The 15,222-nt window shown below is 58.8% G+C and carries 11 protein-coding genes; 4 read left to right on the forward strand and 7 right to left on the reverse strand.

The window, feature by feature from the left end; translation table 11 throughout:
* Nucleotides 1–5: 5 nt before the first annotated feature.
* The 7 genes from FMN52_RS15240 to FMN52_RS15270 form a co-directional block, all read right to left on the reverse strand.
* Nucleotides 6–833 carry an NAD(P)-dependent oxidoreductase gene (locus FMN52_RS15240; protein WP_148609420.1) on the reverse strand — a complete coding sequence of 276 codons (828 nt, stop codon included), beginning with the start codon at nt 831–833 and terminating at the stop codon, nt 6–8.
* Nucleotides 830–2,800 carry an acetyl/propionyl/methylcrotonyl-CoA carboxylase subunit alpha gene (locus FMN52_RS15245; RefSeq protein WP_148609421.1) on the reverse strand — a complete coding sequence of 657 codons (1,971 nt, stop codon included), beginning with the start codon at nt 2,798–2,800 and terminating at the stop codon, nt 830–832. Before FMN52_RS15245 ends, FMN52_RS15240 begins: the two co-directional genes overlap by 4 nt.
* Nucleotides 2,801–2,955: 155 nt before the next feature.
* Complete coding sequence (locus FMN52_RS15250; protein WP_148609422.1) at nt 2,956–3,777, reverse strand: enoyl-CoA hydratase-related protein; 822 nt, start codon at nt 3,775–3,777, stop codon at nt 2,956–2,958.
* A 22-nt stretch (nt 3,778–3,799) separates the two neighbouring features.
* On the reverse strand, nt 3,800–4,960 hold the full coding sequence (gene atuD / locus FMN52_RS15255) for a citronellyl-CoA dehydrogenase (RefSeq protein WP_148609423.1): 1,161 nt from the start codon (nt 4,958–4,960) through the stop codon (nt 3,800–3,802).
* Nucleotides 4,961–5,501: 541 nt separating this feature from the next.
* On the reverse strand, nt 5,502–7,118 hold the full coding sequence (locus FMN52_RS15260; RefSeq protein ID WP_148609424.1) for an acyl-CoA carboxylase subunit beta: 1,617 nt from the start codon (nt 7,116–7,118) through the stop codon (nt 5,502–5,504).
* A 10-nt stretch (nt 7,119–7,128) separates the two neighbouring features.
* On the reverse strand, nt 7,129–7,995 hold the full coding sequence (locus tag FMN52_RS15265) for an SDR family oxidoreductase (RefSeq protein WP_148609425.1): 867 nt from the start codon (nt 7,993–7,995) through the stop codon (nt 7,129–7,131).
* Nucleotides 7,996–8,147: 152 nt separating this feature from the next.
* On the reverse strand, nt 8,148–9,941 hold the full coding sequence (locus FMN52_RS15270) for an acyclic terpene utilization AtuA family protein (protein ID WP_148609426.1): 1,794 nt from the start codon (nt 9,939–9,941) through the stop codon (nt 8,148–8,150).
* Nucleotides 9,942–10,087: 146 nt separating this feature from the next.
* On the opposite strand from FMN52_RS15270, the gene FMN52_RS15275 reads away from it, so the two are divergent.
* The 4 genes from FMN52_RS15275 to FMN52_RS15290 all read left to right on the forward strand — a co-directional run bounded on the left by FMN52_RS15275 (nt 10,088) and on the right by FMN52_RS15290 (nt 15,113).
* Nucleotides 10,088–10,708, forward strand: a complete 621-nt coding sequence (locus tag FMN52_RS15275; protein ID WP_148609427.1) for a TetR/AcrR family transcriptional regulator — start codon at nt 10,088–10,090, stop codon at nt 10,706–10,708.
* 204 nt (nt 10,709–10,912) lie between these two features.
* Nucleotides 10,913–11,977 carry a hypothetical protein gene (locus FMN52_RS15280; RefSeq protein ID WP_148609428.1) on the forward strand — a complete coding sequence of 355 codons (1,065 nt, stop codon included), beginning with the start codon at nt 10,913–10,915 and terminating at the stop codon, nt 11,975–11,977.
* 58 nt (nt 11,978–12,035) lie between these two features.
* Nucleotides 12,036–13,046 carry a putative solute-binding protein gene (locus FMN52_RS15285; protein WP_148609429.1) on the forward strand — a complete coding sequence of 337 codons (1,011 nt, stop codon included), beginning with the start codon at nt 12,036–12,038 and terminating at the stop codon, nt 13,044–13,046.
* A gap of 15 nt (nt 13,047–13,061) precedes the next feature.
* Complete coding sequence (locus tag FMN52_RS15290) at nt 13,062–15,113, forward strand: TRAP transporter large permease subunit (protein ID WP_148609430.1); 2,052 nt, start codon at nt 13,062–13,064, stop codon at nt 15,111–15,113.
* The last annotated feature ends 109 nt before the right edge of the window (nt 15,114–15,222 follow it).

Raw genomic sequence — 15,222 nt, forward strand, 5'->3', positions numbered from 1 at the left:
CGGGCTCAGTCCAGAAACAGATCTGGCATCAGGGGCTTGTCGCCCGGCTCATACCGGTAATGATCGAAGTCCGTAATGCCGTCCTGCCTGAGCAGGTCCTCGTCGATCAGGTTCTGGCCGGTCATGGTTTCCGACGACCGGTTCAGGATGCTGGCGGCAGCATCGGCCATGATGTCAGGCTTCCTGCCCTGGGCCATCATCTGGGGCCCGCCCACTTCAAATTCGATGGCCGCCGTGGCAATCAGCGTTTTTGGCCACAGCGTGTTAACCGCAATGCCGTACCGCTTGAATTCCTCGGCCATGCCCAGACTCAGCATCGTCATGGCGTATTTTGTGGTGGTGTAGGGCCCATACTGGGCGAACCACCGGGTATTCAGGTTTAGAGGCGGCGACAGGCTCAGGATATGGGCCTGGTCAGACTCCTTCAGCCAGGGCAGGGCCGCTTGGCTGCAGGCCATCACCGCCCGTGCATTGACCTGATGCATCAGGTCATATCGACTGACCTTGAGGTTTTCCACGCCCGTCAGTCGGATGGCGCCAGCATTGTTCACAAGGGCGTCGATGCCGCCGAAATGTTCGCCAGCTTCATCGACACGCTGGCGAATCTGCTTCTCGTCACGGACATCCAGGACCAGTGGCAGTGCCTGGCCGCCGGCTTCACACACTTCCTCGGCCACCGTATGAATCGTGCCGGGCAGTTTCGGGTGCGGTGTGTCCGATTTGGCAGCAATCACCACGTTGGCGCCCTGCCGGGCACAGGCGAGGGCAATGGCCCGGCCAATGCCCCGGCTGGCGCCGGTGATAAAAACGGTGCGGTTACGCAATGTGCTCATGCGTTGCTCTCCTGTTCGGCCGTCTCGTTGGCAGTAATCTCAACCAGCAACTGGCTTCGTTTCACCTGGTCACCTTTGCTGGCTTGGACCGCGCCAACAATACCGTCGCGGTCGGCTTTCACCGGATGTTCCATTTTCATGGCTTCCAGTATCACCAGCGTATCGCCCTGACGAACGCTCTGGCCAGTCTCGACCAACACGTCAATGATAGCGCCATCCATGGTTGCCTGAATTCGGCCGCTGCCGGCACCACCAGCACCCTGCGCAGGCTGGTGGGTAACATCCCGCACCGACCAGGATTGCCCGAACGCCTGCAAATATAGAGAATCGCCCTGGCGGTGATATTGGCAAGTCTGACGAACGCCGTTGTCGATAATGCATAAAAGGCCATCGCGCTGGCTTTCGAGGACCAGGGTATGCTGGGTTTCACCCATACTGACAGACAACCGGTTGCCGCTGCGGGTAACCAGTAACTCAACGGTGGTTTCGCCGGTTTCCAGCTTGATTGGTGTCATGGTGGCCGGCGCATTGCTCCAGGCGCTCTGGCCTGAACTGCCATGGTCGAGCACGCAGGCGGCCAGGGCAAGCTGGCGAATGGTCAGGTTTTGCGGCTGAAGGGACGGATCGTCCTTGAAGGCCTGTTGAAGGAAGGCCGTGGTCGCCCCGCCGGCCCCGAAAGTCTCGTCTGCGATAATCCGGCTCAGGAAATGGCGGTTGGTGGTCACACCGAACACGGTCGTGTCCTCAAGCGAGCGGATCAGCCGACGGCGGGCTTCATCTCGGTTCTGGCCCCAGGCAATTACTTTTGCCAGCATGGGGTCGTAGTGGGGAGTGATGCTGTCCCCGGAGCGAACGCCCGTATCGTATCGAAGGCCTTCCCCCTCGGCGGGTTCGAAGGCATACAGCGGGCCGGTCTGGGGCGTGAAACCCTGGGCAGGGTCTTCCGCATAAAGCCGTACTTCGATGGCGTGGCCGTTCAGGCGGATATCGTCCTGGGCCAGAGGCAACGAAAGCCCCTCGGCAACGGTGAGCTGCCAGGCCACGAGGTCCTGGCCGGTAATCAGCTCGGTGACCGGGTGTTCCACCTGCAGTCGGGTGTTCATTTCCAGGAAATAGAAATTCCGGTGTTTGTCCACCAGGAACTCGACGGTGCCGGCACCTTCGTAATTGCAGGCCAGCGCCGCTTTGACTGCTGCTTCGCCCATGGCCTGGCGTAATTCCGGCGTCACGAAGGGGGAGGGCGCTTCTTCGACCACTTTCTGGTGCCGGCGCTGCACCGAGCAGTCCCGCTCTCCCAGGTGCACCGCGTTACCGTGGCGATCGGCGAACACCTGGATTTCCACATGGCGGGGTTCAATAACCGCTTTTTCAAGGATCAGTTCGTCATCTCCAAAGGCCTGTTTTGATTCCGAACGTGCCCGCTTGATGTTGTCGGCGAGGTCGGAGTCGCTTTCGACCAAGCGCATACCCCGGCCACCGCCGCCGGCGGAGGCTTTGATCATCAGGGGATAGCCGATGTCTTTGGCCGCTGCGATGAGTTCGTCGTCGCTGGCGTTGTTGCCTTCATAGCCGGGCACCACGGGCACGCCGGCTTCCTGCATGGCGATTTTGGATCGGCGTTTGCTGCCCATAAGTTCGATGGCCGAGGCTGGCGGGCCAACGAAGACCAGGCCGGCATCTTTGCAGGCATTGGAGAAGGCGGCATTTTCGGAGAGGAAACCGTAGCCGGGGTGGACACAGTCGGCGCCGGTTTTGCGGGCGGCATCGAGGATGGCGTCGCTGTTCAGGTAGGAGGCGGATACCTGAGCCGGGCCAATGCAGACGGCTTCGTCGGCCAGTTCCACGTGCATGGCTTTGGCGTCGGCTTCGGAGTAGACGGCCACGGTGCGGTACCCCAGGGCTTTCGCGGTACGGATCACCCGGACTGCGATTTCGCCGCGGTTGGCTATTAATAGTTTTCTTAACATGGTGCTGGTCTCATCTATTGGTGCCAGTCCGCGAGCGGCTGTGGGGTGGCTTTCAGGAAACCGCTACGAGCACATCCCTGTGCGCTTGGCGTCGGCCATCCTTGGCCGCCGACATTTCCTGAAAGCCACCCCACACCCACTCGCTCCCCCGTAACTCAGTCGTTGGATTCTGCCCAGGCTGGTGGACGCTTTTGCATGAAGGCCATGGTGCCCTCCGTTCCTTCGCTTCCCCGGATGGCTTCCGCAAATTTTTCCGCCGCGCTGTCCAGCAAACCGCTCATCGGCTCATGACCCACCCGATGCAGCAACGCCTTGGTTTCAGCGGTAGCAACCGGTGCGCAATGACGAACACGATCCAGAGCGCTAGCCAGCATCTCTTCCAGTTCATCATCCGAAGATGCCACCTGGTGAACGATGCCAAGACGGCAAGCCTCGTTCGCATCGATTCTCAAGCCCAGCAGGGCCAGCCGTCGGGCCTGTGTGAGGCCGATTCGTTGAACCACAAACGGTGCAATCTGGGCGGGAATGACGCCGAGGGAGGTTTCCGGCATGCCGAATTTGGCCGTTGGCCCGGCGATGGCGACGTCGGAAACGCAGGCCAGGCCGAACCCGCCGCCCATGACGGCGCCTTCGGTGACCGCGACAACAACTTTCGAGGATTCGTTGACCTGTTGGATCATCTGGCCGAAGGCCCGGTTCAGGCGATAGAACGGATCGGCCTCACCCTCGGCAGCTTTCTGGCCACGGGCACCGGCCATGTCTTTGATATCACCGCCGGCACAAAAATGACCACCGGCGCCCCGGATGACGACGGCTCGGATATGCAGATCGTTTTCGATCTGGGTAAATACCGCGGACAGTTCCGCCACCATCTCCAGGCTCATGGCGTTCCGAGCGTCCGGTCGGTTGATGGTGATAAACAGGGTGGGGCCCTGTTTTTCCAGAAGCAGTGTTTCGCAATGCGGTACCTGGTCCATAAATCACTCCACCGTCTGTTTCTTAGTCGCGTTTCTTGCCCGGAAGGGTGCCCATCATCTTGCAGATAATCCCGAGCATGATTTCGTCGGCACCACCGCCAATGGAGACCAGCCGAACATCCCGGTGTGCGCGGGAAATGGGGTTGTCCCACATGTAACCATTACCGCCCCAGTACTGCAGGCAGCTGTCGGTAACCTCACGACCCAGGCGACCGGCCTTGAGCTTGGCCATGGAAGCCAGGCGGGTCACATCCTTGCCTTCAACGTGGAGTTCACAGGCCTGGTAGGTGAGGGCACGCAGGGCTTCGACTTCGGTTTGCAGTTCTGCAAGGCGGAAGTGGATGACCTGATTGTCGATCAGCGGCTGGCCGAAGGTTTTGCGCTCGCGGCAGTACTCAATGGTCTTGGTGATGCAGTTTTCCAGCGCCTTGATCACGTTGGCCGCACCCCAGAGGCGTTCCTCCTGGAACTGGAGCATCTGCATCATGAAACCGGTACCTTCGGCGCCAATGCGGTAACGCTGAGGAACGCGTACGTCGTCAAAGAAGATCTGGGCGGTTTCCGAGGAGCGCATGCCTAGTTTGTTCAGGTGGGGGCTGAAGGAGATGCCCGGTGTGTTGGTGGGCACCACGATCAGGGATTTGTTCTTGTGGGGCTTGTCGTCCGAGGTGTTCGCCAGCAGACAGATGAAGTCCGACTTGGGGCTGTTGGTGATCCACATCTTGGAGCCGTTGATGATGTAGTCGTCACCGTCTTTCTTGGCAGTGGTTTTCATTCCTGCCACATCAGAACCTGCGCCAACTTCACTGACGCCAATACAGCCCACCATATCACCAGCAATGGCCGGCGCGAGGAAACTGCGTTTCAGTTCATCAGATCCAAACCGGGAAATCGCCGGAGTACACATATCGGTCTGAACCCCGATGGCAAGCGGAACACCACCACAATGGGCCATGCCCAGTTCTTCAGCCGCTACCAGGTTGTAGCTGTAATCCAGCCCCATGCCACCGTATTCTTCCGGCTTCTGGATGCCCAGGATTCCCAGGTTGCCGAGCTTTTTGAACAGCTCATGAATCGGGAATTCCCCGGCGGCTTCCCACTCGTCGCAGTGGGGATTGATTTCCTTCTCCACGAAATCGCGGACGGTTTTTCGAAGGGCTTCGTGTTCGGCTGTGAATTTCACGTTTTTGTTCTCCTGCTGGTAGAGAGTCCGTGCCTTCTTGGTGTTGGTGCACGTTTGTTAGCTTGGGACGCGGCTGTGTGGGATCGGTTTCAGAAAACCGCTACGAGCACATCCATGTGCGCTTGGCGTCGGCCATCCATGGCCGCCGACATTTTCTGAAACCGATCCCACACAGCCGCTTATGTCTGCAAACTGGTTGCTGCCTGCTGGCAGTTTTGTTGTTTTTGTAGGTCGGGTTAGCCAAAGGCGTAACCCGACAGATTGGCGGGGTGGCCTGGCTTTTTTTGTCGGATTACGCCTTTGGCTAATCCGACCTACGTTTGTTTCTCGCATACTTCTGAAAAGCGCTCTCACTGAAGGCTTTAACTCCGAATCCTGAAGAATCGGTTGGGCCCCTCTGTCCAAAAATGTCGACGGCCAAGGATGGCCGGCGCCAAGCGCACATGGATGTGCTCGTAGCGTTTTTTGGACAGAGGGGCCCAATCGGTTCCTGCAGCTTATTCCGAAGACCAATAGGCGGGCCCCACCAAACCCAGAAAGCCTACAGGCGGGCCACCCCAAACGTATTAGGTCGCAACTGCCGAGCCTCGGCTTCCCGGCAAACATCGAGAACCAGAGCCAGAACCCGCCGGGTATCCCGCGGATCAATCAGTCCGTCATCCCACAGCCGGGCTGTTCCAAACAGCGCCGTTGAGCCTTCCTCCAGTTTCTTCGCCGTCGCCTGCTCCAGGAAATCCAATGTCTTCGGATCTGGCTCCATACCGCCGCGGCGTTGCTTGTCCTCTGCCACAATGCGCATCACCTTGCCGGCCTGGGCCGGGCCCATGACCGCGGTTCGGCTGTTAGGCCAGGCGAAGATGAACCTTGGGTCCAGGCCGCGCCCGCACATGGCGTAGTTACCTGCACCATAGGAACCGCCGATGACAATTGCGACCTTTGGCACCCGACAGTTGGCCACGGCCTGGATCATCTTCGAGCCGTGTTTGATGATGCCGTTCTGCTCCGAGTGGGTGCCCACCATGAAACCGGTCGTGTTGTGCAGGAACAGCAGCGGTGTTCCGGCCTGGTCGCAGAGCTGGATGAACTGCGCGGCCTTGGCGGAGCCCGCCGGGGTGATCGGGCCGTTGTTGCCGATGATGCCGACCGAATGGCCTTCGATGCGGATGGTGCCGCAGACGGTCTGATCATCGAACTCGTTCTTGAAGTCCATGAACTTGGAACCGTCGGCGATACGGGCAAGGATTTCGCGAACGTCATAGGGTTTTTTGGAATCTGCCGGAATCACGCCCAACAGTTCTTCGGCCGGGTAGAGAGGCTCCTCCCATTGAAGCTCGCGTCGGGGTGGAAGTTGCTCGTTCCAGGGTAGGGCTTCGAGGATGTTTCTCGCCTGGCGGATGCCGTCGGCATCGTTTTCGGCCAGGTACTCGGCTGTACCCGCCACCGTTGCATGCATCTCCGCGCCACCGAGTTCCTCGTCGGTGGCGACTTCACCTGTGGCCGCTTTCAGAAGCGGAGGGCCTGCAAGGAACATCTTGGCCTGCTCGCGAACCACGATCACATAGTCGGACAGGCCAGGCTGATAGGCTCCGCCTGCCGTAGCGTTGCCGTGGACCACCGTTACCTGGGGGATTCCAGCAGCCGACATGCGGGCCTGGTTTGCAAAGCCCCGGGCGCCGAGTACAAAAATGTCGGTCGCGTAGTTAAGGTTGGCGCCGCCGCTTTCAGACAGGGATACCACCGGGAGCTTGTTCTCCATGGCGATCTGCTGCAGCCGGAGGGTCTTGTCCAGGCCGGCTGGCGTAATAGTGCCGCCTTTGATGGCGCTGTTGCTGGCCACCACCAGGCAGCGGATGCCGCTGACATAACCAATACCGGCGATGATACCGCCGCCGGCCTGGCTGCCGTCCTTGTCGTCGTGCATTTTGTAGCCGGCCAGGGAACAGAGCTCGAGGAAGGGTGTTCCCCGATCCAGCAACCGGTTAATGCGGTCCCTCGGAAGCAGCTTGCCCCTCTTGATAAACTTCTCGCGGGCGGCTTCCGCCAGATCCAGGACCTTCTGCTCAACGTCCCGGAACGTGGTGATGTGGGCTTCCATGGCTTCGGCGTTGGTGCGGAAGTCTTCGGACTGGGAGCTTACGGTGGATTCAAGTTCCTGCATGTTCGGCTCCTCAGTCGTCGCTCAGAACTTTCGGGGTGACAGCCCGATGAAAGCCGTTGTAGGGCTCGTTGTTCTTGGCTTTCGGCAACGGCCAGACTCGGCCTCCTTGTGACGCACCGCCGTCGATCCTGAGACAATCTCCGCTGATGAACGCTGCGCCCGGGCTGAGCAAAAAGCAGATGGCAGAGCTGACTTCGGATTCAGTGCCCATTCGCTTGATGGGCACGTTGTCGCCAAGACTGCGGATCCACTGCTTCATGTGTTCGGGGTAATTGTCCATGCCGCTTGAGGCAATCCAGCCCGGAGCGACCGCGTTCACCCGAACGCCGGAAGCCCCCCATTCCACGGCGGCTGTCTGGGTAAAATTCACCATCCCGGCTCGCGCCGCGCCCGAATGCCCCATGCCGGGCATGCCGCCCCACATATCGGCCACGATATTGACGATGGCGCCCCCGGTTTTGGACAGCGCCTGGGTATAGGCTTCCCGTGCCATCAGAAAGCCGCCGGTCAGATTGGTGCGCACCACGGTCTCCCAGCCCTTCTGGTTGATCCCCGTCAACGGTGCCTGAAACTGCCCGCCGGCATTGTTCACCAAACCATTCAGGCCTCCGTGCTCGGCAATGATCGCCTTCACCGTAGCTTTGACCGATTCCTCTTCGCGGATATCACAGACGTGGGCGGACGCAATGCCGCCGTCCTCGATGATCTCTGCTTTTACGGATTCCACTTTTTCGACCTTGCGACCGACCAGGGCAACCCGCGCACCCAGGGCAGCAAGCTCATGGGCCGTACATCGACCAATGCCAGAACCACCACCGGTAACAATAAACACCTGGTCCTTGAACAGGCCCGGATTAAAAACAGATTGATAGCTCATATCTCGAAAACCTTTTCCAATGTTCGGGCGCTCGGGCCGTTGGCCCCTCCCGGGACTGTGAGCAGCAGGGATGCTGCGATCAAGCGTACAGGGACGTATTCACAGCGTGTCCCGGGAGGGGCCAACGGCCCGAGCGCGTGCTCCATGGTTTATTAGTCGATGATTTTTGAAGGAACAGGCACCGGAAACTCCAGTAGCTGCTGCGCAAACGCCTTCCCCTGGGGATCAATCCGCAGGCTGGCAACGCCGCCGCCGCCAAGACTGTGCTCCAGCAGGAAATTGATGGCGTGCAACCCGGGCATGGCCCAGCGGGTCACCCGGCCGGTTTCCGGGTTCAGGGTATGGGCCATCCAGTCCGCAATGGCCGCTTCCGTCAATGCTGTTTCGATAAACGGAAGATACTCCGGCTTGCGGGCAATCACGCCAATGTTGGTATGGTCGCCCTTGTCGCCACTCCGGGCCCAGGCAAGTTTCACCAGAGGCACAGTGGTATCCGTGGCGCCTGTCTCGTGTGTGAACGATTGGGGCTGGAGGTCGCTGTCGTCGAAACCACCGCTGGTCTCAACCTCAACGGCTTGCCGATCGCTCCCCAGATCCACGGATACCTCGACTTCTGTTTTCGGCACCAGGCAGGAATACAACCGTATTTTCGGCCACACCGTGGGCCGTCCCCCGACAATTCCGGTAATCCCCGGCGCCATGCCGGTTGCTGCCTGGGCAATTTCCCGGGAAAACAGCACCAGGGCCTCTTTCTTGGAATGGGCCGTGCTGATTTTGACTACCACTTCCCGGCAGTCGTCGCCACGACCGTGGGCGCCATAGGTGGTTTCGGTGCCCAGAAGCTCGATGCTTGTCTCGCTGTAATCGGGCAGGCCACGTTCACTGAACATGCGTGAGGTCTTGGCCAGAATGGCCTGGGCCACGGTCTGCGCCTTGGCCTTGGCATTCATGCCGGCCAGAAGAAAGGTGACTGTGCACTTGAAGCCATCCGGCCAGGTGCCGGACACCTTGTAGCTGTCCGTGGGAGGAAGTCCCCGGGCGCCCCGAACCTGAACCTGGTCGTTCCCGGTTTCGTCCAGTTCCACCCCCGTGAAATCGCAGGTAACATCCGGCAGCAGATAGGCTCTGGGATCGCCAATCTCGTAAACCAGCTGTTCGGCCACAGTGCCCCGGCTGACGAGGCCGCCGGTATGGTCAGGCTTGGTGATAAAAAAGCTGCCGTCGGCACTCACTTCGGCAATCGGGAAGCCCATGTTGGCGTAGCCACCGGCAACCTCTTCCCAGTCGGTAAAATTACCGCCGGTGGACTGCGCCCCGCACTCAAGGAGGTGCCCGGCCAGGCTGCCCTGGGCCAGCTTGTCATAGTCTTCCCAGCCCCACCCGAATTCGTGCACCAGCGGCGCCAGAACCAATGCGCTGTCGGCGACCCGTCCGGTAATAACAATGTCGGCGCCCTGTTCCAGGGCCGCAACAAGACCTGGTGCTCCCAGGTAGGCGTTCAGGCTGACCATCATTGGAGGCATCGGCTGGCCGGAACCCATCTCGTTGATACCCATATCGGTCAGCTTTTTCTTCTTCATCAGCAGGTCATCGCCCAGCACCAGAGCAATCTTCATGTCCACACCTGCCTTCTCGCAGAGTGCCTGCAGGGCGTCGCGGCAGGCGACCGGATTTACGCCGCCGGCGTTGGCCAGAACGCGGATACCTTTTTCCTTGATCTCTGAAAGCAAGGGGCCCATGACAGTCTGGACGAAATCCCGCGCATACCCCTGGGTCGGATCCTTCATTTTCTGGCCCGCCATGATGGACATGGTGATTTCTGCCAGATAGTCGGCCACCAGATAGTCGATGCTGCCTTGACGAACCAGTTGCGCGGCGGCGGTTTCCGTATCGCCCCAGAAAGCGGCGGAGCATCCGATGCGAACAGTTTTGGAGGATTCAGCCATGTTCCTGTGCCCTGTTTATGGTTGCCGATTCGATGCCTGTGGTAATCGCGGTTTTGTCTCACGATGAAGCTGACAATACCAAGCAAGCGCTTGGTTTGTAAACAGGCAAGTTTAAGGTAGAATTAAAGGCCTCTTATGCCAACCGGATAGCCTTAGTGAGCCAGAACCAGATCCTCCAGTCCCTGATCGCTGAAAACCTTGTGTCAGACCCCAGTGGTGCCCGCGGCCGCCTGCTCACTGAGGCCGCCCGGCTGTTCCGGGAAAAAGGCTACGAGCGCACCACGGTTCGTGATCTGGCGGCTGCTGTGGGTATTCAGTCCGGTAGCCTGTTCCACCATTTCCGGACCAAGGAAGAGATTCTGAAAGCGGTGATGGTCGAAACTATCCGGCTGAACACTGCTCTTATGCAGGCGGCTTTGGAGGCTGCCGATACCAACAGGCAGAAACTGCGAGGCCTGGTCCGTGCGGAGCTTGAGTCGATCAATGGCCAGACTGGTGAGGCCATGGCGGTCCTGGTATTTGAATGGCGGAGTCTGTCGGCACCGTCCCAGGGCGAAGTGCTGGAGCTTCGGGACATCTACGAGAAGCTGTGGCTGGATGTGCTGGAGTCCTTGAAACGCGAGGGCGCTCTGGAAGCGGATCCTTTCGTTGTTCGACGGATGTTGACCGGTGCCCTCAGCTGGACCGTAACCTGGTACAAACCGGAGCGGGGAGGTCTGACACTGGATGGCCTGACCGATCAGGTAATGGCGATGATGGCTCTGTAAGCGGAAGGGCATTCCCAAAAGTCATTGTTTTAAATCAAGAAAACCATGAGAAGCCCTTTTCTCTCCGGGCCATTGGCCCGATCGGCATAACGAAATCGGCATTCGAGCCATTTTTGTAGGACAGTTTTCACCGCATTCTTGCACCCGTTGATAAAAACCGAGTTCAGATCGGGCAAACAAAAACAACGTGATGCAGGGTGAAATATGATCTCCTCTCTGGCAAGGCTCAGACCGCACCTCTTTGCGGCTCGCTTCAAGGTTCTCTCGCTGGTGGCGGTTGCGGTACTCGCAGGCTGCTCGGCAAATCCCATCTACACCACCACCGGCGTTGTACTCTCCAATTATTCGGAGGGCGAAGCCACGCCCTACGTATTGCAAATGTCCGATGCGCAGATGGCCTGTGCGCTGGGTGAGGGCGTGGATCCGCTGCTTTATTCCTTCTCGCGGGTTACCGATGCGCCTGACACTACCGGCTCCTTACTGATGCTTCTGGCAGGCAACTGTGCAGAGTACGAGGCCTGGGAAGCTGAGCTTGCCTACCTCAGAGCGGATTATGAAGGAGACGTTGAAGCGGCCAAAGACGCCAGGGAAGTTGCGAAGCGGTTGAATGCGCTGACCGCGAAACGCCGGTATGCGTCTTTTCAGCGAGCGATGGCCGCCTATGAGTTCGATCCCGGCGCTGACCCTCTTGAATGTCCCTTCCTGTTCACCGAGCAGGATGAAATAACCTTCCTGCTCGGCTTGCTGACTGGCATGCAGGCCATCGTGAACGATGCCAATTCCGGCGCCATGGCCGGAGTGCCCAGAAATATTGCCCCTCAGGCCGAGCGTGCCGCCACCTGTCTGGATAACGAAAAGTGGGGCGGTATGCCAAATGCCATCCGAGCCCTGGTCTGGCTGTTGTTGCCGGATACCCGTCCGGCGCTGGCGCCGGATCCCTGGCAGGTGCTGGAGCACAGCCGGGAGCTGGGCGTTGAAAAAGGCATGCGGGTTCCACACGCGCTCCAGGCTGTCGCCGCCGAAACCTTTGGCCGACCGGAAAAGCTTGCTGAAGCCATCGCCAGTTTCGCCGAGGCCGATGCAACGATTGAGGTCTGGGATGATTACCGCCTGGTGGATGAGGTCGCAGCCGGAGTCGTTCGCTTCTCTTCCGACAAGCACTGGACTGCCAACTACGGCTATCGGACGCCGCAATCCTTCTTCGGCAAGATGAGCCCGAAGCGGCAAACCGAAAATGTTGAAACCATGAATCTGGACGACCTGCTTTAAAGCAGGTTGCCGACATCCTCTGAAAACTGACAAACACAAGAATGACCCGGAGGTCGTTATGATCCGCAAATCCCTGACTGCCATGGCCCTCGTAGCCGCCGCCCCCTTTGCATCAGCGCAGTCTGTATCCATGTGTGTGTTCGATGTCATCGGTGCGAACGGAGACTTCTACAATTTCGTCAAAGACTATGCTCTGGAAATGAAAGGTCACGGCGTGGATTTCCAGCTGAAACCTTACACCGACGAGGGCGTGGCGATTGGTGATTTTAACGCCGGGCAATGCGATGCGGTTGCCGCCACGGATATCCGGATTCGTCCATTCAACAAGTTCACGGGCAGCATCAGCGCCGTGGGAGCGCTGCCCACCTACGACAACCTGAAAACCCTGTTGGCGACGCTGGCACAGCCGAAAGCAGCGCCATTGATGAAGGATAACGGGTACGAAGTGCTCGGGATCATTCCGGTGGGTGCCGGCTATCTGTTTGTAAATGACCGCAGTATTGATACCGCCGGTGAGTTGGCGGGCAAGCGGATGGCGACCCTCGACTATCAGAAAGACGCGATCCACATGGTGAACTTCGTCAAGGCCACGGTGGTGCCGTCCGACATCACCAATTTCGCCGGCAAGTTCAACAACGGTTCGGTGGATACTGCCTATGCGCCAGCCTTTGCTTACGAAGCTCTGGAACTCTACAAGGGCATCGGTGAGAACGGTGGTGTGGTGGACTATCCGCTGGCACAGCTAACACTTCAGATTGTCGCCCGTGATGACGTCCTGGATGACGATACCGGCCAGAAAGCCCGGGAAGTCGCCTGGAATATGTTCCCGCAAGCCATGGGGCTGATTGAAGGTCAGGAAGCGGCCATTCCCGAAGAAAAATGGGTACGCATTCCTGAGAAAGACATCCGTGGCTACCAGGAAATGTTCCGGGAGAACCGCATCGAGATGCGCGATGGCCTGAACGGCGCGCCGGATGTGTATCACCCGAAGATGATGGGGCTGCTCAGCAAGATCCGCTGTGCAAGTAACCCCGCTGCTGCCGAGTGTACTGCGGCCAACCGCGAATAACAGGGCGGAACCCTCATGAACTGGCGAGCAATCACCGCTCCGGCTGCAAGGACTCTCTACCCCGTACATCGGATGTATGGGGCCGTTCTGCTGCTCTTGCTGATGTTTACATTGCTATTGGGGATGGGCAATTCGCTGCATTCCCGACTGCTTTGGGTCGGCGAACAAACGTGGCCAAACTACTATTTGCTGAATCCGGATGCCGCGGAGCCGTCGTGTCAGCTGGAGATGGATATTGATTCCGAGGTGGCCCGGCGGGTAGCCAATTACAAGCCGGATCCGGATGACCTGTTCAGTTCACCGCCTAATCCGGAAGCCATTCGCAAATCCCTCCAGAGCAATCTGGAACTCTGCCAGCAGCAATACGATGTCTATGAGCAGAACCTTGCCCACGCCACGCCAGCTCTCGGGGCCTTCAAGACCGTAGAGCAGGGTCTTGCGAATTTCCTGCTCGAGAACATTGGGCTTACCAAGTACCTGTTCATCGCGATGTTTGCGATGGCTGCGGCGATCGCTGCACTGGATACCGACCATATTGCACTTCGCCTGCCTCGAAACCGTGCCGAATGGCGGTTGAGCCAGGGTGTGCAGTTTGTGGTTAATGGCCTGATGCTGCTGTCGCTGAACGCCTATCTTGGGAAACTGGCCACGTCGCCGGGTTCGGAAGACACCATGAGTCTGCAGTATGCCTGGGGTGGGGTCTTCGGCCTGTTCATGGTGATTAATGCCGTCCGGTTCCTGAATGTTCCGGAACGGATTCGCCCCGGCGGTCTTTCCGCATCTTCTGGCCTGGTGATTCCGCTGTATTGCGCCATGGGCCTGATCGCCATGAGCTACTTCTTCCTGGTAGACGGTTACGCCTCGGGGCTGGCTATCTATTTCGGAATGATGTCCAACCTGTCGTCCATGTTCATCAACATCGGCCTGTATGTGTTGGTGGGTATGATGCTGAAGCAGACCCGGATTCCTGAGCTTCTGCTGAATCTCATTAAACCTTTCAATCTGCCAGCGCCGATGTTGGCTTCGGTGATCATCTTCGCAACCGCGTTTCCAACCGCGTTTACCGGCGCATCCGGTATTTTCATCCTGGCCGTAGGCGGTGTTGTCTATGATGAGCTGCGCCGCGCTGGTGCTGGGCGCCAGCTTTCCCTGGCAACGACTGCCATGTCGGGAAGCCTCGGGGTGGTCCTAAACCCATGCCTGCTTATTGTTGTCGTGGCGGCTCTTAATAAAGAAGTCACGACCACAGAGATGTACAGCTGGGGCTTCTGGGTATTCATTATGTCGGCAACGCTGTTTTCTCTGATTGTCTGCAAGACCCAGGGAAATTGGAAGCCCCGTCCGGCGCCGGGCGCATTCCGCGCTGCGCTCCTGGAAAGCCGAGCCCTGCTGCCTTATGTGGCGGTGGCGGCTCTGGTTATCCTGTCCATCTGGGTTGTTCTCGGCTTGAAGTTCAATGAGTACAGCGCCCCGTTGATCCTGCCACTGGTCATGCTGGCGCTGCTGCTGCTGGATTCCGGCCGGAGCAGTGAGGAGCAGGGCCAGACCCGCTCTCAGGCATTCTGGAGCCGAAGCTCCGCCGCTGCCAGCGATTCGGCAGTGCATATCGGAGCTCTGCTTGCGCTTATCGGGTTTTCGATCTGTCTTGGGGGAATCCTGGAGCGCTCCGATATCGTTCATGCACTCTTCCCGGAGGACCTTACCAGTCCCTGGATCGCCATGTTGGTGATTGTGGTCATGCTCACGGTAATTGGCATGGTTATGGACCCGTTCGGCGCGGTAATCCTGGTGTCGGCCACCATTGCTCAGCCAGCGATCCAGTTGGGTATTGATCCGCTGCATTTCTGGATTGTCTGCCTGGTGGCGTTCGAGCTTGGCTATCTGAGCCCGCCAGTGGCATTGAACCACCTCCTTACTCGTCAGGTTGTGGGCGAGACGGAAGTGCTGGCGGCAGAGCGCACCGGTTCGTTCTGGCATCGCTATGAACGCCTGCTGCTGCCTCTGGCCGTTATGGGCCCGACATTGGTGTTTGTTGCCTTTGTGCCGATGCTGTTCTACGCGTTGTAATGTTGAAATGAGATAAATAACGCCGTCTGGGGGAAGCTTCAGGCGGCTTTTTGCATCTGGAATACAAGAGAAAACGTAGTTTGAACGAAACCGAACACCTGTGAGACAC

This window comes from Marinobacter sp. BW6 (assembly GCF_008107725.1).
Taxonomy (GTDB): Bacteria; Pseudomonadota; Gammaproteobacteria; order Pseudomonadales; family Oleiphilaceae; genus Marinobacter.